This window comes from Paroceanicella profunda (assembly GCF_005887635.2).
Taxonomy (GTDB): domain Bacteria; phylum Pseudomonadota; class Alphaproteobacteria; order Rhodobacterales; family Rhodobacteraceae; genus Paroceanicella; species Paroceanicella profunda.
Window position 1 is genome coordinate 57,241 of sequence record NZ_CP040820.1, and the last position, 21,230, is coordinate 78,470.

At 70.6% G+C, this 21,230-nt stretch carries 17 protein-coding genes; 5 read left to right on the forward strand and 12 right to left on the reverse strand.

Annotation, left to right across the window (positions count from 1 at the left end; all coding sequences use genetic code 11):
- Positions 1-267: 267 nt before the first annotated feature.
- The 10 genes from FDP22_RS20975 to FDP22_RS21020 all read right to left on the reverse strand — a co-directional run bounded on the left by FDP22_RS20975 (position 268) and on the right by FDP22_RS21020 (position 11,302).
- Positions 268-906: a response regulator transcription factor gene (locus FDP22_RS20975; protein WP_138576130.1), complete on the reverse strand. Its 639-nt coding sequence runs from the start codon at positions 904-906 to the stop codon at positions 268-270.
- A complete protein-coding gene (locus FDP22_RS20980; RefSeq protein ID WP_239032011.1) occupies positions 890-3,373 on the reverse strand; it encodes a PAS domain-containing sensor histidine kinase in 2,484 nt (827 codons plus the stop codon). Before FDP22_RS20980 ends, FDP22_RS20975 begins: the two co-directional genes overlap by 17 nt.
- 473 nt (positions 3,374-3,846) lie before the next feature.
- A complete protein-coding gene (locus FDP22_RS20985) occupies positions 3,847-4,317 on the reverse strand; it encodes a nuclear transport factor 2 family protein (RefSeq protein WP_170317836.1) in 471 nt (156 codons plus the stop codon).
- A gap of 10 nt (positions 4,318-4,327) precedes the next feature.
- Positions 4,328-4,948 (reverse strand): pyridoxamine 5'-phosphate oxidase family protein, encoded by a 621-nt coding sequence (locus FDP22_RS20990; protein ID WP_138576132.1) that lies wholly within the window; start codon positions 4,946-4,948, stop codon positions 4,328-4,330.
- A 16-nt stretch (positions 4,949-4,964) separates the two neighbouring features.
- Complete coding sequence (locus FDP22_RS20995; RefSeq protein WP_138576133.1) at positions 4,965-5,651, reverse strand: isochorismatase family protein; 687 nt, start codon at positions 5,649-5,651, stop codon at positions 4,965-4,967.
- A 25-nt stretch (positions 5,652-5,676) separates the two neighbouring features.
- Positions 5,677-6,648, reverse strand: a complete 972-nt coding sequence (locus tag FDP22_RS21000; protein WP_138576134.1) for an alpha/beta fold hydrolase — start codon at positions 6,646-6,648, stop codon at positions 5,677-5,679.
- Positions 6,649-7,797: 1,149 nt separating this feature from the next.
- Positions 7,798-8,511 (reverse strand): GntR family transcriptional regulator, encoded by a 714-nt coding sequence (locus FDP22_RS21005; RefSeq protein WP_138576135.1) that lies wholly within the window; start codon positions 8,509-8,511, stop codon positions 7,798-7,800.
- A 51-nt stretch (positions 8,512-8,562) separates the two neighbouring features.
- Positions 8,563-9,843 (reverse strand): TRAP transporter large permease, encoded by a 1,281-nt coding sequence (locus FDP22_RS21010; RefSeq protein ID WP_138576136.1) that lies wholly within the window; start codon positions 9,841-9,843, stop codon positions 8,563-8,565.
- Positions 9,843-10,295: a TRAP transporter small permease subunit gene (locus tag FDP22_RS21015; protein ID WP_138576137.1), complete on the reverse strand. Its 453-nt coding sequence runs from the start codon at positions 10,293-10,295 to the stop codon at positions 9,843-9,845. The genes FDP22_RS21010 and FDP22_RS21015 overlap by 1 nt, the downstream gene beginning before the upstream one ends.
- A gap of 23 nt (positions 10,296-10,318) precedes the next feature.
- A complete protein-coding gene (locus FDP22_RS21020) occupies positions 10,319-11,302 on the reverse strand; it encodes a C4-dicarboxylate TRAP transporter substrate-binding protein (protein ID WP_138576138.1) in 984 nt (327 codons plus the stop codon).
- Positions 11,303-11,453: 151 nt separating this feature from the next.
- On the opposite strand from FDP22_RS21020, the gene FDP22_RS21025 reads away from it, so the two are divergent.
- The 3 genes from FDP22_RS21025 to FDP22_RS21035 all read left to right on the forward strand — a co-directional run bounded on the left by FDP22_RS21025 (position 11,454) and on the right by FDP22_RS21035 (position 17,140).
- Complete coding sequence (locus FDP22_RS21025; protein WP_170317825.1) at positions 11,454-12,311, forward strand: SMP-30/gluconolactonase/LRE family protein; 858 nt, start codon at positions 11,454-11,456, stop codon at positions 12,309-12,311.
- A gap of 683 nt (positions 12,312-12,994) precedes the next feature.
- Positions 12,995-13,981, forward strand: a complete 987-nt coding sequence (locus FDP22_RS21030; protein WP_239032012.1) for an efflux RND transporter periplasmic adaptor subunit — start codon at positions 12,995-12,997, stop codon at positions 13,979-13,981.
- Between the two features lie 3 nt (positions 13,982-13,984).
- Positions 13,985-17,140, forward strand: coding sequence for an efflux RND transporter permease subunit (locus FDP22_RS21035; protein WP_138576141.1), 3,156 nt, complete (start codon positions 13,985-13,987; stop codon positions 17,138-17,140).
- Positions 17,141-17,325: 185 nt separating this feature from the next.
- Here the strand turns inward: FDP22_RS21035 and FDP22_RS21040 are convergent, their stop codons facing one another.
- Positions 17,326-18,231: a LysR family transcriptional regulator gene (locus tag FDP22_RS21040; RefSeq protein ID WP_138576142.1), complete on the reverse strand. Its 906-nt coding sequence runs from the start codon at positions 18,229-18,231 to the stop codon at positions 17,326-17,328.
- 117 nt (positions 18,232-18,348) lie between these two features.
- Between FDP22_RS21040 and FDP22_RS21045 the strand changes: the two genes are divergently transcribed.
- On the forward strand, positions 18,349-19,278 hold the full coding sequence (locus FDP22_RS21045; RefSeq protein WP_138576143.1) for a ring-cleaving dioxygenase: 930 nt from the start codon (positions 18,349-18,351) through the stop codon (positions 19,276-19,278).
- Between the two features lie 68 nt (positions 19,279-19,346).
- The gene (locus FDP22_RS21050) at positions 19,347-20,003 is read left to right on the forward strand and encodes an alpha/beta hydrolase (protein ID WP_138576144.1); all 657 of its coding nucleotides are present in this window, start codon (positions 19,347-19,349) and stop codon (positions 20,001-20,003) included.
- On the opposite strand, the gene FDP22_RS21055 is transcribed toward FDP22_RS21050, so the two are convergent.
- Complete coding sequence (locus tag FDP22_RS21055) at positions 19,970-21,133, reverse strand: acetyl-CoA acetyltransferase (RefSeq protein WP_138576145.1); 1,164 nt, start codon at positions 21,131-21,133, stop codon at positions 19,970-19,972. The two genes, FDP22_RS21050 and FDP22_RS21055, sit on opposite strands and share 34 nt — an antisense overlap.
- Positions 21,134-21,230: the final 97 nt, after the last annotated feature.

Sequence of the window (21,230 nt, forward strand, 5' to 3'; positions counted from 1 at the left end):
GGTCGCACCGCACCCGGCGCCCTCGGCCAAGGGTGAGCCGCATGGCGGGCGTCCCAAGGCAGCGCACCACGGCCGGCCACCCAGGGCAGCGCCCTGCCCTTCGGCCGACGCCCCAAGGCGGGCACCCTGACCTTCAGCTCACGGCGGGCGCCCGGCCCTTCGGCGGGTCACGGCGGAACGGGCCCCGAAGGCGCCGCGCGATGCCGCGCGACCGCGAGGGGAGAGGCCGATCACCCGCGGAGGGCCGCCCGGAGGATCATGTTCCTGTCACCTGTTGGCCGGGTCCTCGGCCAGCAGGTCCACCATCCGCACCAGATCGGGCACGGAGGCGGCTTCCATCTTGCGCATCGCCTGGCCGCGGTGAAGCTTCACCGTCGCCTCGCTCAGGCCCACGCTCGCCGCGATCTGCTTGTTCAGCAGCCCGGCGGCGACAAGCGCCATCACCTGCCGCTCGCGCTCCGTCAGCGTCTCGTAGCGCGCGCGCAGGGCGGCGCTGCGCTCCGCCTCCGCCCGGCGCAGGATGTCCTGGGCGAGGGCGCGGTTCACCGCCTCCAGCAGGTCCTGCTCGCGCACCGGCTTGGTGAGCACGTCGATCGCCCCCGCCTTCATCGCGCGCACGGCCATCTGCACGTCGACATGGGCGCTGATCAGCACCACGGATTGCGCGCCGCCGCCGCGCGCCAGGGTTTCCAGGAACTCCAGGCCGCTGGCGCCGGGCAGGCGGATGTCCAGCACGATGCAGCTCGCCTGGGCCGGCGGGGCGGCGTCGAGCCAGGCCTGCACCGAGCCATAGCCCTGCGACACCAGCCCCACCGAGCGGAACAGCCGGCACAGCGCATCGCGCACGCCCTGGTCATCGTCGATCACCACGACCGTCGCCGCGCAGTCCTCAGCGGGCCGGGGCATCGGCGCAGCCTCCCTCGAGCGGCGCCAGGGTGAAGCTGAACACGCTTCCCCGCGGCGGCGTGTTGCGCGCCCAGATGCGCCCGCCATGCGCCTCCACGATCGACCGGCAGATCGACAGACCCATCCCGATGCCCTCCGGCTTGGTGGTGAAGAAGGCCTCGAACAGCCGGTCGGGGCTGTCGGGCCCGAGGCCGGTGCCGCTGTCGGCCACGCTGACCAGCGCGCAGCCCTGTGTCATGCCGGTGCGGATGGTCAGGTGCCGCAGCGCCTTGTCCACGTCCGCCATTGCCTCCACGCCGTTCATGATGAGGTTGAGGATCACCTGCTGAAGCTGGGTGCCGTCGCCGCGCACCGCCCGCATGTCCGGGGAGAATTCGGTCTTCCAGCTCACCCCGCGCCGGGTCAGCTCGCCGCGCAGGATGTCGAGCACGCCCAGGATCACCTCCTGCAGGTCCACCGGGTCCATCCGCGGCGCGGACTTGCGCGCCATCGCGCGGATGCTGGAGACGAACGCTCCCGCCCGGTGCCCGTCCTCCACGATGCGCGCGACCGCGTCGCGCGCCAGGGCGAGGTCCAGCCGGTCGTCGCTGAGCCAGCGCAGGCAGGCGCTCGCGTTGGTCACGATCGCCATCAGCGGCTGGTTCACCTCATGCGCGATCGATACCGCCAGCTCGCCCATGGTCATCATCCGCGTCACATGCGCCAGCTCGGCGCGGCTGCGTTGCAGGTCCTCCTCCGTCCGCTTGCGGTTCTCGATGTCGATGTTGACCCCGAACCACTGGGTGAGGTTGCCGGCGCCGTCGAAGAAGGGGCTGGCGCGGATCAGGAACCAGCGGTACTGCCCGTCCGCCCGCCGCAGCCGGCCCTCGGCCTCCCCCGGCGCGCCGGTCTTCAGCGCATTGGCCCAGACATCCAACAGGTGCTCGCGGTCCTCCGGGTGGATGTGGTCGAGAAAGCCCCAGCCCAGCACCTCCTCGCTGGTGAGCCCGGTGTAGTCGAGGTACTGCCGGCTCCAGAACGTCGTGGCGCCGCTGCGGTCCGAGGACCAGGCCAGCCCGGGGATGGAGGAGACGATCTGCTGCAGCCGACGCTCGCTCTCGCGCAACGCCGTCTCGCCGGCCTTCAGCGCGTCCTCGGCGCGCCGCAGGTCCTCGATGTCGATGTTCGCCCCGAACCAGCGCGTCACGCCATGCGCATCGGTGAGTTTGCGGCCCCTGAAGTAGAACCAGCGGTACTGCCCGTCCGCGCCGAGAATCCGGCCGGTGTTGTGGTGCTCCTGCGCATGTGCGAGGTCATGCTGCCAGACCTTCATCATGCGCGGCACGTCGTCGGGGTGATAGATCTTCAGGAAATCCCACTCCAGGATCCGGTCCGGGGGCAGCCCGGCATAGTCGAGCCAGCGCTGGTTCACGTAATCGGCGCTGCCGTCCGGGCGCGCCGACCAGACGAGGACGGGCAGCGAGTTGATCAGCAGCTCCAGGTTCGCCTCGCTGGCCACCAGCGCGCGCTTGGCCTCCAGCAGGGCGTCCTCCGCGCGCTTGCGGTCATCGATGTTGATGAAGGCGCCGTACCATTTCACCACGTTGCCCTGCGCGTCCAGCAGCGGCTTCTGGCGCAGGGCGAACCACTCGTACACGCCGTCATGGCGGCGGATCCGGCCCTCCACCTCACGGCCGCGCCGCTGGCTCATGATGTCCTGCCAGGCGTCCAGCAGAACCGGCAGGTCGTCCGGGTGGTAGATCTGGCAATAGCCCAGCCCCCGGATGTCCTCGAAGGTGAGGCCCACGAAATCCAGCAGGTGCTGGTTGGAGAAATCCAGCATCCCGTCCGGCGTGGTGGACCACACCAGGGCGGGAATCGAGTTGATCGCCAAGTTCAGCTGCCATTCGCTCTGCGCCAGCGCCTCGCCGGACGGTCGGGGGGCGCGCGGGTCCTCCGGTGTCGGGCGGCTGGCGAGGTCGCGCAGCTCGCGGCAGGCAAGGCTGGCATGGGCGGCGGCGAGCGTGAGCGTCATCCGCTCCGTGCGCCCGGGAAAATCCGCGCGCAGCGCGCCGGCCAGCAGCAGCCCCATGCTGGCGATCTCGCCGAGCTCCAGCGCCACGAGCGACAGCGCCCGCTCCCCCACCCGGATCTGCTCCGGCCGGTCCCGGGGCGCGCGCGCCAGCCAGTCCTGCACCGCCTCCATCAGCTCCCCCCGCGCCGCCGCCGTGTGGAAGGCGCCGCCGATGCGGGTGAAGACATGCGGTGTCTGCGCGAAGCGCAGCCCGACGAAATCCAGCTCCAGCATGTCCAGCAGCGTGTCCAGCACGCTCTGCGCGATCGAGGTGGCATCCATGTCGCGCCAGATGTGGGAGAGGCGGGTGAGCTGCTCGACATCCTCGAGGAACCCGCGCAGATGCGCGGCCTCCGCCCCGGGAGGCGGGGCGCTGGTGTCGGGGGCGGCTTCGGGCAACGGGTCTGGGTTCACGGGGGATCTCTGGAGTAGGCGGCCGACTTGCGCCCGGGCGTGACAAGGTAAACTGCGCCCGGCGGCGCGAGACGGAGTGCGCCCGCGGCGCCGGGTGACCTGCGCCTGCGGCGCGGGGTAAGCTGCGCCTCGGGCGCGGGACAGGATGCGCCTTCGGCGCGGGAAGGGCGGAGACACGTAACGGACCCGATCTTGTTCGACCCCGCCCCCGTTGTCACTGCCTTCGCCGCGCACGCCCGCGCCGGGAGCCCATTCTAGCGTCCGCCCCGCCGGACGCCTATCCCGACGAAGGGCGATTGCGGCAAGACCATCAGCCGGAAAACACAGACAAAAGGCAGGCCGCGCGCCCTGCCCCCGCAGCCAGCCCGTCCGCACCTCGCGGCACCGGCCCCACTCATCCGCCCCGTGAGCGACGAGCGTCCCCACCGGACCGACATCGCCTCCCCGGTGCCGCGATGCCGGTCCCGCCCCGCCTAAAGGCCGAGGGCGCTGAGGCCGGGGTGGTCGTCGGGGCGCCGGCCGAGGGGCCAGCGGAAGCGGCGGTCGGCTTCGGCGATGGGCGCGTCGTTGATGCAGGCGAAGCGGCTGTGCATCAGGCCGGCCGCGTCGAACTCCCAGTTCTCGTTGCCGTAGGAGCGGAACCAGGTGCCGCTGTCGTCATGCCATTCATAGGCGAAGCGCACGGCGATGCGGGTGTCCGTGACGGCCCAGAGCTCCTTGATCAGCCGGTAATCCAGCTCGCGCTGCCATTTCCGGGTGAGAAAGGCGATGATGGCATCGCGGCCGGTCACGAACTCGGCGCGGTTCCGCCAGCGGCTGTCGGGGGTGTAGGCCAGCGCCACCCGGGCGGGGTCGCGGCTGTTCCAGCCATCCTCCGCGAGGCGCACCTTCGCGGCGGCGGTCTCCGGGGTGAACGGCGGCAGGGGCGGGCGGGGCGTGTCCATCATGTGTCCTTCATGCGTCGTCGGGCCGGGCGCGCAGTGCCGCCAGTTCGGCCTCCAGCGCGGCGATGCGCTCATGCAGGGGGCGGACGGCCCGGGCCACCTCCTGCTCGGTGAAGCGCGGGGTGATGTGCTGCGGGCAGTTCCAGTCGAAGGCCGCGAGGCGCAGCCGGAACAGCCGCTCGGTCTTCGCCCCGTAGGCGGCATCCGCCAGGCGCGCGGCGAACTCCGGCTCCGCCCCGGGGGCCAGCACCTCGACATGGGCGTAGATCTTGAGCCGGGCACGCCGTGGATAGTCCACCAGGATCAGGCAGGCCCGGGAGTTCGCGGTGACATTTCCCGTGCTGATGTACTGGCGGTTGCCGCGGTAGTCGGCGAAGCCCAGCGTCCGGTCGTCGACCAGCTTCAGGAAGCCCGCCGGCCCGCCGCGGTGCTGCACGTAGGGCCAGCCGGTCTCCGACACGGAGCCGATGTAGAAACTGTCGCGCTGCGCGATGAACGCCTCCTCGGCGGCGGTGAAGCGGTCCGAGGCCCGGTCCTTTCCGGCCGTCTCCCACTGCCGGGCCACGCCCATCTCGGCCTGCACGGCGCGCACGGCGGGCGTGGCCGCGATATCGAGAAATCCGTAGGGCATTGCTGCGTCTCCCCTCTCACTGTCCCTGCGCCTCCGCGGAGGCCTTGCTGGCAGCCTCGAAGCTCTCGGCTACCGCCGCGTAATTCGGCGCGACGAGGCCGTAGAGCCGGGCCAGTCCGGCCGCTTCCGGCCGCGCCCAGGTGCGGTGGAGTTCCGACAGGAGCGCGTTGGTCGAGGTCGGTTTCACGCCGCCCTGCACGAAGCGCGCGAGCGAGGTGCGCGAGGCCAGCTCGCTCGGATCGCCCGACGCATCGATGACGGCATAGACATCATAGCCCGCGATCCGCGCGTCGAGCGCGGGAAACATCACGCAGACACTGGTCCAGACGCCGGCCATCACCAGCGTCCTGCGCCCGGTGGAGGCGACCTGCGCCACGAAGTCGGCGTTGTCCCAGGCGTTCACCTCGCCCTTGCGCGGCACGTAGACGGCATGCGGCGCGTAGCGGTGGATCTCGGGCATCAGCGGCCCGTTGCTGCCCCGGGGCTCGGAGGCGGTGGTGATCACCGGGATGCCCAGCAGCGTGCACAGCCGGGCGATCATCTCCACGTTGCGCCGCAGGTCGGCGACCGGGATGTCCTTCACCGTCTGGAACAGGCCGGACTGGTGGTCGAGCAGCAGCACCAGCGTGTCGGCCGGGTTCATCAGCCCGGCGCCGCCGCCGGTGGGCAGCACGCTGGATTTCGCGGTGGGGGTCGGGGTCATCGTCGGTCTCCGTCCGTCAGGGGGCTCAGTCGCACAGCTGCCGGTCCAGGAAATCCCGGATCAGCGGGGCCATTTCGGCCAGCCTGTCCTCCAGCGCGAAATGTCCGCTGTCGATCAGGTGCAGCTCGGCCTTCGGCAGGTCGCGCAGGTAGGGGTGGGCGCCGGGCTCGGGGAAGATGAAATCGTTCTTGCCCCAGACGATCAGCGTGGGCGGCTGGCGCTCGCGGAAGAAGGCCTGGAAGTCCGGGTAGAGCGGCAGGTTGGTGCGGTAGTCGTACAGAAGGTCGAGCTGGATGTCGCGGTTGCCCGGCCGGTCGAGCAGCGCCTGGTCCACGGTCCAGTTGTCCGGGCTGATGCGGGCGACGTCGCCCATGCCGTCGGTGTACTGGAACACCGTCGTCTCCGCGCTCACCAGCCCGTTGAGCGCGTCGCGCCGGGCCTGCGTGCCCTCGGTCCAGTAGGCCCGGATCGGGTCCCAGAACGTCTCCAGCCCCTCCAGGTAGGCGTTGCCGTTCTGCACGATCAGCGTCTCCACCCGCTCCGGGTGCCTGAGTGCCAGCCGGTAGCCGACGGGGGCGCCGTAATCCATCACGTACATGCTGTAGCGCGTGGCGCCGAGCGTGGTCACCAGCGCGTCCACGATGTCGGTGAGATGGGTGAAGGTATAGTCGAAGCTGGCCCGGTCGGGCGCATCGCTCTGGCCGTAACCGGGGTAATCCGGAGCGATCACGTGGTAGCGGTCCGCCAGCAGCGGGATCAGGTTGCGGTACATGTGCGAGGAGGTGGGAAAGCCGTGCAGCAACAGCAGCACCGGGGCGTCCGCCGGCCCGGCCTCGCGGTAGAACACCTTGATGCCCTCGATCTGCGCGCTGCGGTAGTGGACCACCGGCACGGAATAGGCGGCCGGGCCCGTCGATGCCGGTCCGCAGGTCGTCTCGGCGAAACCGGGACCAGCCAGCAGGGACCCGGCCAGTGCGGCCATGAGTATTCTGTTCATGTCTTCCTCCGTTTGAACCAATTCGGCCGATCCCGGCCACGTTTCTCAAATTCACGTCGTCATGAAATCAATACTCCGCGCCCTGCTTCTGCATCAATTCTCGGCATGTCTACCGAATGTACATCCATGTCTCGCCGCGCTATCCGGATGGTCAGCCGGGGGCTTCCGAAATCCGCAAGGCCGGCTCCGCCGCACCGGAAGGCGAGCAAGGACTGGCACCAGGGATAGCGGAGATGACCAAAGGTCGGGCTCATGCGCCAAAGGTCCGGGCGACCGGGGCGCCGCGCCCCGCGCCACACGGGCATCCCTGCGGCAGCCACGAGAGACGGTACGGCCCCCCTCACCCCGGGGCGGCCACCACCGGCACGGTGCCCGGCCATGCCAGAGGGGCCGGCGCGTTGACCAGCGGCCCGGCCCTGACGTGACCCGGCACGGCGCCTGCGAATTGCTCGACAGTCTCAACGAGAGGGACCATGCCGCGCGGAAGCGACGATCGCGACCGATGGGCCGCTGCCGCACGGGAACCGCAGCCGGGGCTGCGCCCGCAGGCTTCGAGACATTCCGCACCCTTCGAAAGGGCCGGTCCGAAAATTGCGGGGTCGGAGCCATCCCCGAGATCAACCTCGTCGACAGACGGTTCCGGCAAGCGGCATCAACGGAGCGCACCCCCTCCACCACCGCACCGCCGCTTGCGTCGATGCAGCGGTCTGGCCGACTTCGGTTCGTGCGGAGCGATTTTACGACAGGTTTCTTGAACTGGGCTCCAAGAAGGCCGCCATATTGAGTCATAGGGGCTTTTGCATTGACGCAAGCAATGCGTGCGTTCATGCGGCGGGACCGCCCAGGCGGGGATGTGGGTATCTTGGATCGGGTCCGGCGCCTCCGCCCCCCGCGGAACGCGGCGCGCCCCGGTGCCCGGGAAGGAACGCTTGCGACCGACGAACGGCCGCAACCCCCGGACGCGGCTGCGGATCGATCCGCACCATGACCGCCTTGCCGCGCGTCGCCCTGTGCCGGGCGATACGGCCCCGTGGCAGCGGGCCTCAATTTGAATCAAATACTCAGAAAATTTTCTGAAACTTTGAACTAAATGCGAAAGACAACCGGACCGGGCCAGAAATCACGCAGGACCGGGGGCCTCAGCGGGGCTCAGGTGAAGAACGCCCCGTTCTCGCGCACGATTTCGGGCAGGCGCTCGATGGTGCCGGAAAGATGCAGGCGCATGGCCCCCGAGGCCGCGGCCGCGTCTCCCGCCGCGATGGCCTCGACCACGGCGCGGTGGCCGTCGAGCACCGCGCGCATCTTGCCCTTGCGCGGCAGATCGAGCGAGCGCACCCGCGCCAGATGCCCGCAGCGCGCGGTGACATGCCGGTGCAGGTTCAGCTGGTTCACCCCGGCGAACAGCGCCTCGTGGAAAGCCTCGTCAAGCTGCTTGAACAGGTCGATCTGCTCCACCTCGCCGGCCAGCGCCTCCTGCATCTTCAGCATGCCGCGCAGCTTCACCGCTGTGCCCGGGTCGCTCTGCAGCGCCAGGGCGCGCGCCACGTCGGCCTCCACCGCCGTGCGCAGGAAGTGCTCCTCGCGCAGCCTGTCCCGGTCGATCCGCGTCACCAGGGTGCGCGACTGCGGGTAGGACAGCACCAGCCCGTCCTGCTCCAGCCGCAGGATCGCCTCGCGCACCGGGCTCTGGCTCACGTTGAAGCTCTGCGCGATCTCCGCCCGCCCCAGCGCCGAACCCGGCGGCAGTTCCAGCGCCACGATACGCCCGCGCAGCGCCTCGTAGACCCGGGCCGAGGCGGGAACATGCGCGCTCGCCGGCCCCGGGCCTTCCGTCTGGCCCGTGGAAAACGGGTTTCTGCTCATCACGTTGCGCCTCCCGGCCACAGGGTCGTCAGGGTGCCGAAGCTGTGGGGCTTACATCAGCGTATCGGGCAAGAAAAGCGACAAGCCGGGCACCGCGATCAGCAGCGCGAAGAAGATCAGCATCGCCGCGAAGAAGATCAGCGACGCGCGGGTGAAGGCCCCCATCTTCACGTCCAGCACCCCGCAGACGGTGAACATGATCACCCCCACCGGCGGCGTGAGCCCGCCGAAGTTGATCAGCGTGACGATGAGGATGCCCATGTGCACCGGGTCGTAGCCCGCCTGCACCAGCGCCGGCATCACGATGGGAGTGACCAGCAGGATGTTGGCCGCCCCTTCCAGGAACATGCCGCTCACCACCAGCAGCACCACGATCAGCAGCAGCACCGACAGGGGGTCGGAGGTGAGCGAGGTGACGAATTCGGTGATCTGCTGCGGCCCGCGCTCGATGGTCACCGCGTAGCCCAGCACCCCGGCCATCATGATCAGCAGCATCACCATGCCGAGGTCGGACACCGAGCTGCGCAGCGCGTCCACGAAGCGCGCCCAGGTGAGTTCGCGGTACACGAACACCCCCACCAGCAGCGCGTAGGCCACCAGGAAGGCGCCGGCCTCGGTGGCGGTGAAGAAGCCGAAGCGGAAGCCCACGATCAGGATCACCGGGAAGGCCAGCGCCCAGATCGCCTCCAGGAAGGCCGCGCCCAGTTCGCGCGCCGAGGGCAGGGTCGCGGCATCGGCCATGTAGCCGTTGCGCCGGGCCACCACCCAGGTGGTGAGCATGAGGATGAGGGTGAGGGCGATGCCCGGCAGCACCCCGGCCAGGAACAGCCGGCCGATCGAGACCTCGTTGATGAAGCCGAACAGGATCAGCCCGATCGAGGGCGGGATGGTGGCGGTGATGATGGAGCCGAAGGCGATGATCGCGGCCGTCATCGCCTTCGAATAGCCCTGCGCGATCATCGAGGGCCCGAGCAGGCGCGATTCCATCGAGGCATCCGCCACGGCGGAGCCGGAGATACCGCCCATCATGAAGCTCAGGATGATGGAGACCTGCGCCAGCCCCCCCGCCATCCAGCCGGTGAGCAGCCGCGCGAAGCGCACCAGCCGCTCGGTGATGCCGGTGGCGTTCATCAGGTTGCCGGCCAGGATGAAGAAGGGCACCGCCAGCAGGGGGAAGCTCTGCGTCGCCGTCACCATCTTCTGGATGGCGATGGTCGGCGGCATGGTGCCGGTGAGCACGAACACCGGGATGGCCGAGAGCGCCAGCGCGAAGGCCACCGGCATGCCCAGCAGCAGGAACAGCACGAAAAGGGCGAGGATGAGCAGCAGCATCAGCGGGTGTCCTTCGCGCGCAGGCCGGAGAGGATCTGCGCCAGCATCGTGCGCAGCATGAGGGCGAGCCCCAGCACCATGGAGCCGTGGATGAGCGAGCCGTGCATCTGCGTGGCCCCCACCAGCCGCGGGTGCATCAGCACCATGTTGCGCCAGGCATAGACCAGCAGGAAGCCCAGCAACCCGGCGATCACCACGCCGTTGAGCGCCAGCAGCCAGCGGCGCGCGGCCGGCGGCAGCAGGTCGGGCAGCAGCGCGAGGCCGAAGTGCCGCCCGTCCTGCAGCGCGAGGTCGGCGGCCAGCATCGCCAGCCAGGCGAAGAGAAGCTGCGCCACCTCCACCGACCAGATGATCGGCGTGCCGCGCACCCGCGCCACCGAGGCCGCCCCGATCAGCACCACCACCGCGACCAGCAAGGCCGCGGCGACGGCGTATTCCATGCGTCGGAACATCGTGCCCCCTCCCCCGCGTCCGCTCAGCGGCCCAGAACCTTGTCGACCTCGGCGGCTTCCTTCTCCAGGTCGAGCGTCGCATAGACCGATTTCACCGCGGCGCGGAACGGCGCCGGGTCCACCTCGCGCACGGTCACGCCCGCGGCGGCGATCTTCTCCAGCGCCTCCTTGCTCTGCGCGATGGTCAGGCCAGAGGCGTAGCGGCCGTCCTCCACCGCCAGCTCACGCACGATCTTCTGGTTTTCCGGCGAGATCTCGTCCCAGGCGTCCGCCCCCACCACCAGCGCGGTGACGAGCTGGATGTGGTTGGTGAGGTTCACGTCCTTGATCACCTCGTAGAGCTTGGCGCCCCAGATGGCGGTGGGCTGGGCCTCGGCCGCGTCGATGGTGCCGAGCTGCAGCGCCGAATACACCTCGCCCCAGGCGATGGGCGTCGGCTCCGCCCCCATGGCGCGGATGGTCTCGATCCACACCGGCGCGCCGATGGTGCGCATGCGCACGCCGGCAAGGTCGGCGGGCGTGTCCACCGGCTTCTGGGTCAGCGCCTGGCGCGCGCCCTGGTACCAGTTGGAGGCCAGCATCACGAGACCGGCCTTCTCCTTCAGCTCCGCGCCCCAGCTCAGGTAGACCTCCGAGCCCGCGAACGTGTCCGCCTGTTCATAGGTGTCGAACAGGAAGGGAGCCGACATGATCGCGAGCGAGGGCACGAAGCTCGACAGCCGCGCCACATCCGTCACCGTGCCCACGTTTGCCCCGGCACGGGCCTGGTCCAGCATTTCCGTCGTGTCGCCCAGCTGGGAGTTGTGGAACACGTCCACCTCCACCGCGCCGTTCGTGGCGGCCTTCACGTCAGCGGCGAATTTCTCCAGCCCCTGGCCCATCGGGTCGCTCGGGGCCAGCACCGTGCCGATGCGCAGCGTGGTCTGGGCCGATGCCGGCGCCACGAAGGCGGCCAGCGCGGCCGTCAGGGCGGTTGCGGTGCAAAGCCCGGTGATGATGCGTGTCATGTGGTCCTCCCGGTTTCGATTATGATTTTTGTGCAACTGATATTTTTGTTGCGTTGGGATACTGAGTTTGCGATGCCTGTCCTGTCAACAGAATTCTGGGGCCCGGGCAGCACCGGGGCCGGTCAGGCGAAACGGGCGGGGGGAGAGCGCGGTGGCACAGGACGCGGCGGAGCAGCAGCAGGGCCCGGCCTTCGCCGCCCTCACCGATACGCGGGCCGACCTGGGCGAGAGCCCGGTCTGGTGCCCGGAGCAGGATGTCATCTGGTGGGTGGACATTGCCGGGCGCCGCCTGCTGTGCACCCCGCGCGCCGGCGGCGCCACGCGTGCCTGGCCCACGCCGGAGGAACCGGGCTTCGTGGTGCTCACCGGCCCGGGCGCGCCGGCGGTGGGCATGGAGAGCGGCGTCTTCGCCTTCGCCCCGGCCAGCGGCGCCTTCACCCGCATCGTGGCGCTGGACGCGCCGGGCACCCGGTTCAACGACGCCACGGTCGACGCCATGGGCCGGCTCTGGGCCGCGAGCATGGACATCACCCTGCGCCAGCCGCTGGGCGCGCTCTACCGGGTGCGCGGCGCGGGGGCGGAGCGGCTGTTCGGCGGGCTTTCCACCGCCAACGGCCTGGCGGCGGACCTGGGCCGCGGCCGGCTCTACCTGTCGGATTCCCACCCCACCGTGCGCCGGGTCTGGACCCTGCCGCTCACCGGCGCCACGCCTGGCCCCCGGCAGGACTTCGCGCGTTTCGAGGGCACGGACGGCCGCCCGGACGGCGCCGCGCTGGACGCCGCGGGGAACTACTGGATCGCCGGGGTGGACGGCGGCGCGCTGCACGTGTTCGCCCCCGACGGCGGGCGCATCGCGCGCCATGCCACCCCCTCCGCCACGCCCACCAAACCGGCCTTCTGCGGCCCGCGCGGCACCACGCTCTGCCTCACCTCGAAGGGCGGTCCGCTCTGCGCCGCGCAGGCGCCTGCCCCCGCCGTGCCGCAGCCCTACTGGAATCCGCTGGCCTGACGCCGGGGCGCGCGCGGGGCCCGCCCCGCGCGGCGCGCCGCTTCCCCGCGCGGGCCCGGTTCCCCGCGCGGGCCCGGGCACCGCGCGCGCACCACGGCTCCGCCGCGCGCCGGTGACCCGATCTCCGTGCACAGCGCCGCCGCCCGGGCAGACCGCAAAGGACCCCTGCCGCGCGGCGGCGTCATCCGTCTGCGCCCGGGCCCGGCACGGCGCCGCCCGACACGGCACAACACGACACGGCCTGGCCTGGCCTGGAACAGCGCGGCGCAGCGCGGGAAGTGGAAGCGGGATCAGTGCCGCCGGGCAAGGGTTGCAGAACGGCTCCCGTCCCGCGTCGGCCCGCGGCCCGGGCCCCTGCCTCGCGCTGCCCGGCCAGGGGCCGGACGGGCGATAGTCCGCTTCAGCCGGCGCGGTGCCGGAGCCGCGCAGCGGAGATCAGATTGGACGACACCCGGAAAAACTCTTGATCATCATGCGCTCCTCCGTGCATCTGTCCGAAAAGCCTGCAAGTATCCGTCAGGCTGAACGAATCGGGGATCAATAGTATGCGCCACACTTCCGCCATATTTGGCCTTGTTCTTTCCGCCTCTTCGCTCTCTCTCCTTGCCGATACATCGCAAGCCCAGGCGCCGGCCGCCGCCCCGGCGGTTTCAGTGACAGTGGTGGCGGCGGAAAGACAGGACGTGTCACGCTCGCTGGACGTGGTGGGCCGGATCGAGGCGCAGGAGCGCGTGGAACTGCGTGCCCGGGTGACCGGCTTTCTCGAGGCGGTGCTGTTCGAGGACGGCGCCACGGTGAAGGCCGGAGACGTGCTCTACCACATCGAGAAGGACGAGTTCGCCGCCGCGGTCACCCAGGCCGAGGGCACGCTGCAGCAGGACCAGGCGGCGCTGAAGCTCGCGCAGGTTCAGCTCGACCGCGCCACCGCCCTGGCCGACCGCGACACCGGCACCATCGCCCGGCGCGACGAGGCCCAGGCCGCCGCCGACGAGGCCGCCGGCCGCATCACCTCCGACCAGGCCGCCCTGGCCCGGGCCCGGATCAACCTCGGCTACACCGACATCACCGCCCCGATCTCCGGCCGCATCGGCCGCACCGCGGTGACGCAGGGCAACGTGGTGGGCCCGGACAGCGGCGTGCTCACCACCATCGTCACGCAGGACCCGATCTACGTCACCTTCCCGATCAGCCAGCGCGTGCTGCGCGCCTATCAGGTGGCCGGCGGCGATGCCTCCGCCGCCGCCAGCGCGGCCATAGACGTGAAGATCGCCTTCTCCGACGGCACCACCTATGACCAGAGCGGCACGCTGGACTTCATCGACGTCTCCGTCTCCCGCTCCACCGACACCGTGATCGCCCGGGCGGTGATGCCGAACCCCGATCTCGTGCTGCGCGACGGCGAGCTGATCACCGTCACCCTCTCGGAGAAGACCCCGGAGGAGAAGATCGTGATCCCGCAGGCGGCCCTGCTCTCGGACAGGGACGGGCTCTACGTCTTCACCGTCACCGACGGAAAGGCGGACCGCGCCCGGGTGAAGACCGGCCCCCAGCACGGCACCGGCGTCGTCATCGAGGACGGGCTCGCGGAGGGCGACCAGGTGGTGATCGACGGCATCGAGAAGCTGCAACCCGGCGTCGCCGTGGTCGCCGCCCCGGCCGGAAAGTCCTGACCGATGCTCTCCTCCATCTTCGTCGATCGCCCGCGCTTTGCCATCGTCATCGCGATCGTCACCACCATCGCCGGGCTGCTCTCGCTGCTGTCGATCCCGGTGGCGCAGTACCCCGACATCGTGCCGCCGCAGGTGCAGGTGACGGCCTTCTACCCCGGCGCCTCGTCGCAGGTGGTCGAGGAGACCGTGGCCCAGCCGGTGGAGGCGCAGGTCGTCGGCGTGTCCGACGCGATCTACATGAAGAGCGTCAGCGGCGACGACGGCACCTACACGCTCACCGTGTCCTTCGAACTGGGCACGGACCCGGACATCAACACGGTGAACGTGAACAACCGCGTGCAGGTGGCGCTCTCCAAGCTGCCCAGCGAGGTGCAGCGCAGCGGCGTCACGGTGAAGAAGAAATCCTCCGCCCTGCTGGGCGTGGTGTCCTTCTCCTCGCCCCGGGGCACGCATGACCCCCTGTTCCTGTCCAACTACGTTACCATCAACCTGCTCGACAGGATCCGCTCCACCCCCGGCGTGGGCGACGCGATGCTCTGGGGCCCGCAGGATTACGCGATGCGGGTCTGGACCGATACGGACCGGCTGACCGGGCTCGGCCTCACCAATTCCGACATCGCCGCAGCCATCCAGTCACAGAACGTGCAGGCCGCGGTGGGCCGCATCGGCGCCCGCCCGATCTCCGATGACCAGGCGCTGCAGTTCAACGTGCGCACCAAGGGCCGGCTGGCCACGGTGGCGGAGTTCGAGGCCATCGTGCTGCGCACCAATGCCGACGGCTCGGTGCTGCGGCTGGGCGACGTGGCGCGGGTGGAGCTGGGCGCGGCCAACCTCGACCGTGCCACCACCTTCAACGGCGGCTCCGCCGCGGTGGTCGCCATCTACCAGGCCCCGGGCGCGAATGCGCTCGACGCGCTCGGCTCCGTGCGCGCGCAGGTGGGCGCCCTGGCCGCGGATTTCCCCGAGGACATGGACTGGAAGGTCACCTACGACCCCACCTATTTCGTCACCGCCACCATCGAGGAAGTGCAGAAGACCCTCATCGAGGCCTTCGTCCTCGTGGTGCTGGTGGTGTTCGTGTTCCTGGGCAGCTGGCGGGCGACCATCGTGCCCACGGTGGCGGTTCCGGTGAGCCTGGTGGGTGCGTTCATCGCGCTCAACGCGCTGGGATATTCGGCGAACTCGGTGTCGCTGCTCGCGCTGGTGCTCGCCATCGGCATCGTGGTCGACGATGCCATCGTGGTGGTGGAGAACGTCGAGCGCGTGATGGAGGAGAACCCCGGCCTCTCCCCCGGCGCGGCCACCAAGCAGGCGATGCGCGAGATCACCGCGCCGATCATCGCCATCACGCTGGTGCTGCTGTCGGTCTTCGTGCCGATCGGGTTCATCCCGGGCATTTCCGGTGAGCTGTTCCGCCAGTTCGCCGTCACCGTCTCCGTGTCCATGGTGCTCTCGGCCATCAACGCGCTCACCCTGTCGCCGGCGCTCTGCGCCGTGCTGCTGAAGCCCTCGCACGGGCCAAAGCGCGGCATCATGGGCCGGGTGATGCGCGGCATCGACGGGCTGCGCGACGGCTATGGCGCCATCGTGGTGCGGCTGGTGCGGGTCTCGGTGGTGGGGCTGCTGATGGCCGCGGTGGCCGGCGGCGCGATCTGGGGGCTGGTGCGTGCCACGCCCACCGGCTTCCTGCCCTCCGATGACCAGGGCGGGTTCTTCGTGGTCTACCGCCTGCCCGACGGCGCCTCGATCTCGCGCACCGCCGCGGTGATCCGGGAGGCCGAGGCGATCATGGCGCAGGAAGACGCCATCGAGGACGTGACCTCCGTCTCCGGCCTGAACTTCCTCGACGGATACTCGCAGGCCAGCTCCGGCTTCTCGGTGATCACGCTGAAATCCTTCGAGGAGCGCACGGGCGCGCAAAGCAGCGCGACCGCGATCATCGCCCGGCTGGCGAAGCAGTTCGCCGGCATCCGCGGCGGATCGGTCACCCCGCTGGCCCCGCCGCCCATCGTCGGGCTCGGCACCGGCGGCGGCTTCACCTACATGATGAAGGACCAGGGCGGCGGCTCGCCCGATGAACTGGCCCAGGCGCTGCGCGGCCTCGTGGTGGCGGCGAACCAGAACCCGGACCTCTCCCGGGTGTTCTCCACCTACTCGGCCACCACGCCCTCGGTCTATCTCGACATCGACCGCGACAAGGCCCGCATCCTGGGCGTGGCGATCTCCGACATCTTCGGCCAGCTGCAGGCCGCGCTCGGCGGGCTCTACGTGAATGACATGAACCTCTATGGGCGGACCTGGCAGGTGCAGGTGCAGGCCGAGGCCATGGACCGCGATTCCATCGACGACATCTACCGCATCAACGTGCGCTCTCAGACCGGCGAGATGGTGCCGCTGCGCAGCCTCGTGGAGGTGCGCCTCGTGGTCGGGCCGCCGGCGCTCATCCGCTACAACAACGCCCGCGCCGTCACGGTGATGGGCGGGCCGGCACCCGGAATCTCCTCCGGCGAGGCGCTCGCGGCCATGGAGCAGACCGCCGCCGCCACCCTGCCCGCCGGCTATTCCGGGGAATGGACGGACACCGCCTTCCAGGAAAAGCGCACCGAGGGCGCACTGCCGGTCATCCTCGGCCTCGCGGTGCTCTTCGCCTTCCTGTTCCTGGTGGCGCTCTACGAGAGCTGGACCATCCCGGTGCCGGTGCTGCTCTCCGTCACGGTGGCGATCATGGGGGCGATCGGCGCGCTGCTGGTGGCCGGGCTGCCGCTGGATCTCTATGCCCAGATCGGCATGGTGGTGCTCATCGGCCTCGCGGCGAAGAACGGCATCCTGATCGTCGAATTCGCCAAGGAAAAGCGCGAGGCCGGCGTGCCCCTGCGCGAGGCGGCGGCCGAGGGCGCCCGGCTGCGCTTCCGCCCGGTGATGATGACCTCGCTCGCCTTCATCCTCGGGCTCTACCCGCTGGTGAGCGCGACCGGCGCCTCCGAGCTGGCCCGGCGCGCGGTCGGCACGCCGGTGTTCGGCGGGATGATCTTCGCCTCGCTGCTCGGCATCTTCGCCATCCCGCCGCTCTACGTGTTCTTCCAGGGCATCCGCGAACGACTGCGCCCAGGCGCCCGACCGAAAGAGCCCGCACCGGACCCGGCGCCGCCCGCCGCCTGACACCCCCGCGCCGCGGCCCCCCTCACGGCGGGCCGCGGCCTCCCCCGCACGGGCAAGGCAGCACTTCCGGCCCGCGCCCCGGCCGGAAATCCCGCATCAGCTCCGGCCTCAGTCGCACCCGCAGCCACGCAAGTGTGACGCGGCGCCCCTCGCCCGCACCGCCAGCGCGGAGGCGGGCACCCCCCTCACGCTCCTGCGCCGGCCCCCTCCAGCATCCGCCGCTGGCCCGAGAGCGCCTCGGCCAGGTGGTCGAGCAGCGCACGGATCCGTGGCACCCGGCGCAGATCGGGGTGGGTGAGCAGCCAGAGGTCGGCGCCGAAATCCGGGTCCGGCGCCGCAAGCCGGCGCAGCCCGGGGCGGGTGTCGGCGATGAAACACGGCAGGTAGCCGATGCCGAGCCCCGCCGCGACGGCCTCCGCAAGGCCCAGCACGCTGTTCACCCGGTAGGCGAGACGCTCCGGCGGCACCGTCGCCTCCACATGCTTGACCACCTTCATGCGCCCGGACCCGTCCTCCAGGCTCACCCAGTCGCAGCCGGTGAGGAGATCGGCGGGCACCGCCGCCTCCGCAGGGCCGTAAAGCGCCCAGGCCAGCCGGGCCACCCGCCGTCCCACCAGCGTCTCCGGCGGCGCATCGGTGGCGCGGATCGCCACGTCCGCATCGCGCCGCGACAGGTTCAGCGCCGCGTTGGCCAGCACCATGTCCAGCCGCACCCCGGGACAGGCCGCCCGGAACGCCGCCAGGTGCGGGGTGAGCAGATGCACCAGCAGCGTGTCGCTTGTGGTCACGCGGATCTCCCCGCTCACCGCGATCTCCTGCCCCGCCAGCCGGCGGGAGAAGCCTGCCACCCGCTCCTCCATCGCCGCGGCCACGCCGGCCATCTCCTCGCCCGCCGGGGTGGGCACGTAGCCCGAGCGGTGCCGCTCGAACAGCAGCGTGCCCAGGCTCTCCTCGATCTGGCCCAGCCGGCGGAACATCGTCGAATGCGCGATGCCCACGCGCGCCGCCGCCGCCGGCAGGCTGCGCTCCGCCCGGATCGCGCCCACCAGGCGGAAATCGTCCCAGCTCAGGTCCCTGTAGGCCTCCGCCATGTCCTCTCCCTCGCAACCCGTAGATTGCAAACATGCAATCCCACTACGGTATCATTGCCGGATATATTGCCTACATGACATCCACCGGGCAATCCCGCCCCGCGACGGAGAGAGACGATGCACAAGAACGGCATTCATCACGTAACGGCCATTGCCGGCCCGGCGCGCCGGAACCTGGAGTTCTATTCCGGGGTGCTGGGGCTGCGCCTGGTCAAGAAAACCGTGAATTTCGACGACCCGGGCACCTATCACCTCTATTACGGAGACGAGACCGGCCAGCCGGGCACCATCCTCACCTTCTTCCCCTGGGAACACGCGGCCCCGGGCCGCGGCGGCATCGGCGAGACGCAGCAGACGGTGTTCCGCGTGCCGGCGGCCTCGATCGGCTACTGGCTCCACCGGCTGGTGGAGAAGGGGGTGACCCATGAGAAGCCGGTGCAGCGCTTCGGCGAATCCTTCCTCGCCTTCCGCGACCCGGACGGGCTGCGCCTGGCCTTCGCCGGCATCCCCGGCATCGAGAGCGAGGCGGCATGGTCCACCGGGGCGATCCCGGCCGAGCACGCCATCCGCGGCTTCCACAGCGTGAACCTGCTGCTGGCCGACGCGGGGCGCACCGCCGAGGTGCTGACCGACGTGTTCGGCTTCGCCGAGATCGGCCAGGAGGGCAGCCTGCGCCGCTTCGCGGTGCCGGGCACCACGGCGGGCGGCATCGTGGACCTGCACGCGGCCGGGGAGTTCCTCAAGGCCCGCCAGGGCGCCGGCTCCGTGCACCACGTCGCCTTCCGCGCCGACGAGGCCGGACAGGCGGAAATGGTGGAGAAGCTCGCCCGCAACCACGGGCTGCGCACCACCGAGCAGAAGGACCGCAACTACTTCCGCTCGGTCTACTTCCGCGAGCCCGGCGGCGTGCTGTTCGAGATCGCGACCGACGATCCGGGCTTCTCGGTGGACGAGCCGGTGGCGAGCCTCGGCGCGGCGCTGAAACTGCCCGGCCAGTACGAGAGCCACCGCGAGACGATCGAGGCCGCCCTGCCCGCGCTCGCCTGACATCCCGCGCCGCCCCTCCCCCGGGGCGGCCGCACGCCCCGATCCCGCCCGTGCTGAGGAGACAGACCATGACCACGACCACCGATATCCTCGCCCGCCCGCACCGGTTCGAACCGGCCAGGGTGCCCGGCCGCGACCCGCTCCTGCTGCTGCACGGAACCGGCGGCGACGAGACCGACCTGCTGTCGCTGGGCCGCGCCCTTGCCCCCGGTGCCGCCCTGCTCTCGCCGCGCGGCAGCGTGCTGGAGAACGGCATGCCCCGGTTCTTCCGCCGGCTCTCCGAAGGCGTGTTCGACGAGGCGGACCTCATCCGCCGCACCGATGAACTGGCAGAATTCATCGCCGCCGCGCGTGCCGCGCACGGCCTGGAGGCACCGGTGGCGGTGGGCTTCTCGAACGGGGCGAACATCGCCGCCTCGCTCCTCCTGCGCCACCCCGGCGTGCTGGCCGGGGCCGTGCTGCTGCGGGCGATGAAGCCCTTCGCGGCCAACCCCCGGCCGGGCCATTCCGCGACGCCGGTGCTGATGATCTCCGGTCAGATGGACCCGATCGTCCCGACGGCGAACGCCAATGCGCTCGCCGTCGATCTGGAAACCTCGGGCGCCGTGCTCACCCGGCACGTCCTGCCCACCGGGCACGGCCTCTCCCAGGCCGACCTGCACATCGCCGGGGAATGGCTGGCCGCGCACGGTCAGGCCCGCAGCGGCTCCAGCACCGAGACGTAGTTCGCCACGGCGCCGCCGCCCATGTTGAAGCAAAGGCCGAGGGTGGCGCCGGGCGCCTGCATCTCGCCGGCCTCTCCGGTGAGCTGGCGCGCGGCGAGCACGTGCATCGACACGCCGGTGGCGCCCACCGGGTGGCCCTTGGCCTTGAGCCCGCCGGACAGATTCACCGGCAGGCGCCCGCCGGGGCCCGTCTGCCCCTCGATGACGATCTCGCGCCCGCCCCCCGCGGGCGCGAGGCCGAGCGCCTCGGTCGACAGCAGCTCCGCGATGGTGAAACAGTCATGCACCTCGGCGAAATCCAGGTCGTCCACCGTGATGCCGGCGGTCTCGTAGGCCCGTCGCACCGCCTCGCGCGGGCCCTCGAAGGCCGGCAGGTCCTTGGCCGACAGCGGCAGGTAGTCGTTCACCTGCACCGCGGCGCGGAAGCCCACGGCGCGGCGGAACTCCCCCACCATGTCCTTGCGCACCACCACGATGGCCGCCGCGCCGTCGGAGACCAGCGAACAATCCGTCACCTTCAGCGGCGCCGCGATCATCGGGTTGCGGTTCGAGACGGTGCGGCAGAAGTCCAGCTCCAGAGGGCGGTGCATCTGCGCCAGCGGGTTGTGCATCGCGTTCGCGTGGTTCTTCACCGCGATCCGGGCCATGGCCTCCGTCGGATCGCCGAAGCGCTCCGCATAGGCGGAGGCGAATTCGGCGAAGATCTGCGGAAAGCTCCGGCCCGCTTCCTCCTTCTGGTAGCTCGCGCAGCCCAATGACGCGGTGACGGCGGCGGTGTCGAGATGGGTCATCTTCTCCGCCCCCACCACCAGCGCCACGCGCACCCGCCCGGCCCGCACCGCGTCCACCGCCGCGTAAAGCGCGGCGGAGCCGGAGGCGCAGGCGTTCTCGCAGCGCGTGGCCGGCTTGAAGCGCATGCCCGCGTCCGCGCCCAGCACCATGGAGGAGGCGAAGCCATCCGCCACCATGCCCGCGTTGAAATGCCCGAGCCAGACCGCATCGACATCCGCGCCGCTCAGCCCGGCATCGCCGAGCGCCTCCGCGGCGGCCATGGTTATGAGATCCTCCAGGCTCTGCCCTTCCAGGCGCCCGAATTTCGTGTGCCCCCAGCCGACGATTGCCGCGTCCATGCCTTTCCTCCCGCATTGGCGGGCGCGCGGGGAATGCGCACCCTTTTGCCAACAGCTAGCGCCAGGACGGAGCCTGCGTCGAGCCCGTTCTCGCCTG

Coding starts and splice junctions, on each gene's coding strand:
- FDP22_RS21005 (WP_138576135.1), bottom strand. CDS start 8,511: ATGAGCAGAAACCCGTTTTCCACGGGCCAGACGGAAGGCCCGGGGCCG.
- FDP22_RS21000 (WP_138576134.1), bottom strand. CDS start 6,648: ATGAACAGAATACTCATGGCCGCACTGGCCGGGTCCCTGCTGGCTGGT.
- FDP22_RS21050 (WP_138576144.1), top strand. CDS start 19,347: ATGACCACGACCACCGATATCCTCGCCCGCCCGCACCGGTTCGAACCG.
- FDP22_RS20975 (WP_138576130.1), bottom strand. CDS start 906: ATGCCCCGGCCCGCTGAGGACTGCGCGGCGACGGTCGTGGTGATCGAC.
- FDP22_RS20995 (WP_138576133.1), bottom strand. CDS start 5,651: ATGACCCCGACCCCCACCGCGAAATCCAGCGTGCTGCCCACCGGCGGC.
- FDP22_RS21020 (WP_138576138.1), bottom strand. CDS start 11,302: ATGACACGCATCATCACCGGGCTTTGCACCGCAACCGCCCTGACGGCC.
- FDP22_RS21010 (WP_138576136.1), bottom strand. CDS start 9,843: ATGCTGCTGCTCATCCTCGCCCTTTTCGTGCTGTTCCTGCTGCTGGGC.
- FDP22_RS20985 (WP_170317836.1), bottom strand. CDS start 4,317: ATGGACACGCCCCGCCCGCCCCTGCCGCCGTTCACCCCGGAGACCGCC.
- FDP22_RS21040 (WP_138576142.1), bottom strand. CDS start 18,231: ATGGCGGAGGCCTACAGGGACCTGAGCTGGGACGATTTCCGCCTGGTG.
- FDP22_RS20990 (WP_138576132.1), bottom strand. CDS start 4,948: ATGCCCTACGGATTTCTCGATATCGCGGCCACGCCCGCCGTGCGCGCC.
- FDP22_RS21035 (WP_138576141.1), top strand. CDS start 13,985: ATGCTCTCCTCCATCTTCGTCGATCGCCCGCGCTTTGCCATCGTCATC.
- FDP22_RS21055 (WP_138576145.1), bottom strand. CDS start 21,133: ATGGACGCGGCAATCGTCGGCTGGGGGCACACGAAATTCGGGCGCCTG.
- FDP22_RS21015 (WP_138576137.1), bottom strand. CDS start 10,295: ATGTTCCGACGCATGGAATACGCCGTCGCCGCGGCCTTGCTGGTCGCG.
- FDP22_RS21045 (WP_138576143.1), top strand. CDS start 18,349: ATGCACAAGAACGGCATTCATCACGTAACGGCCATTGCCGGCCCGGCG.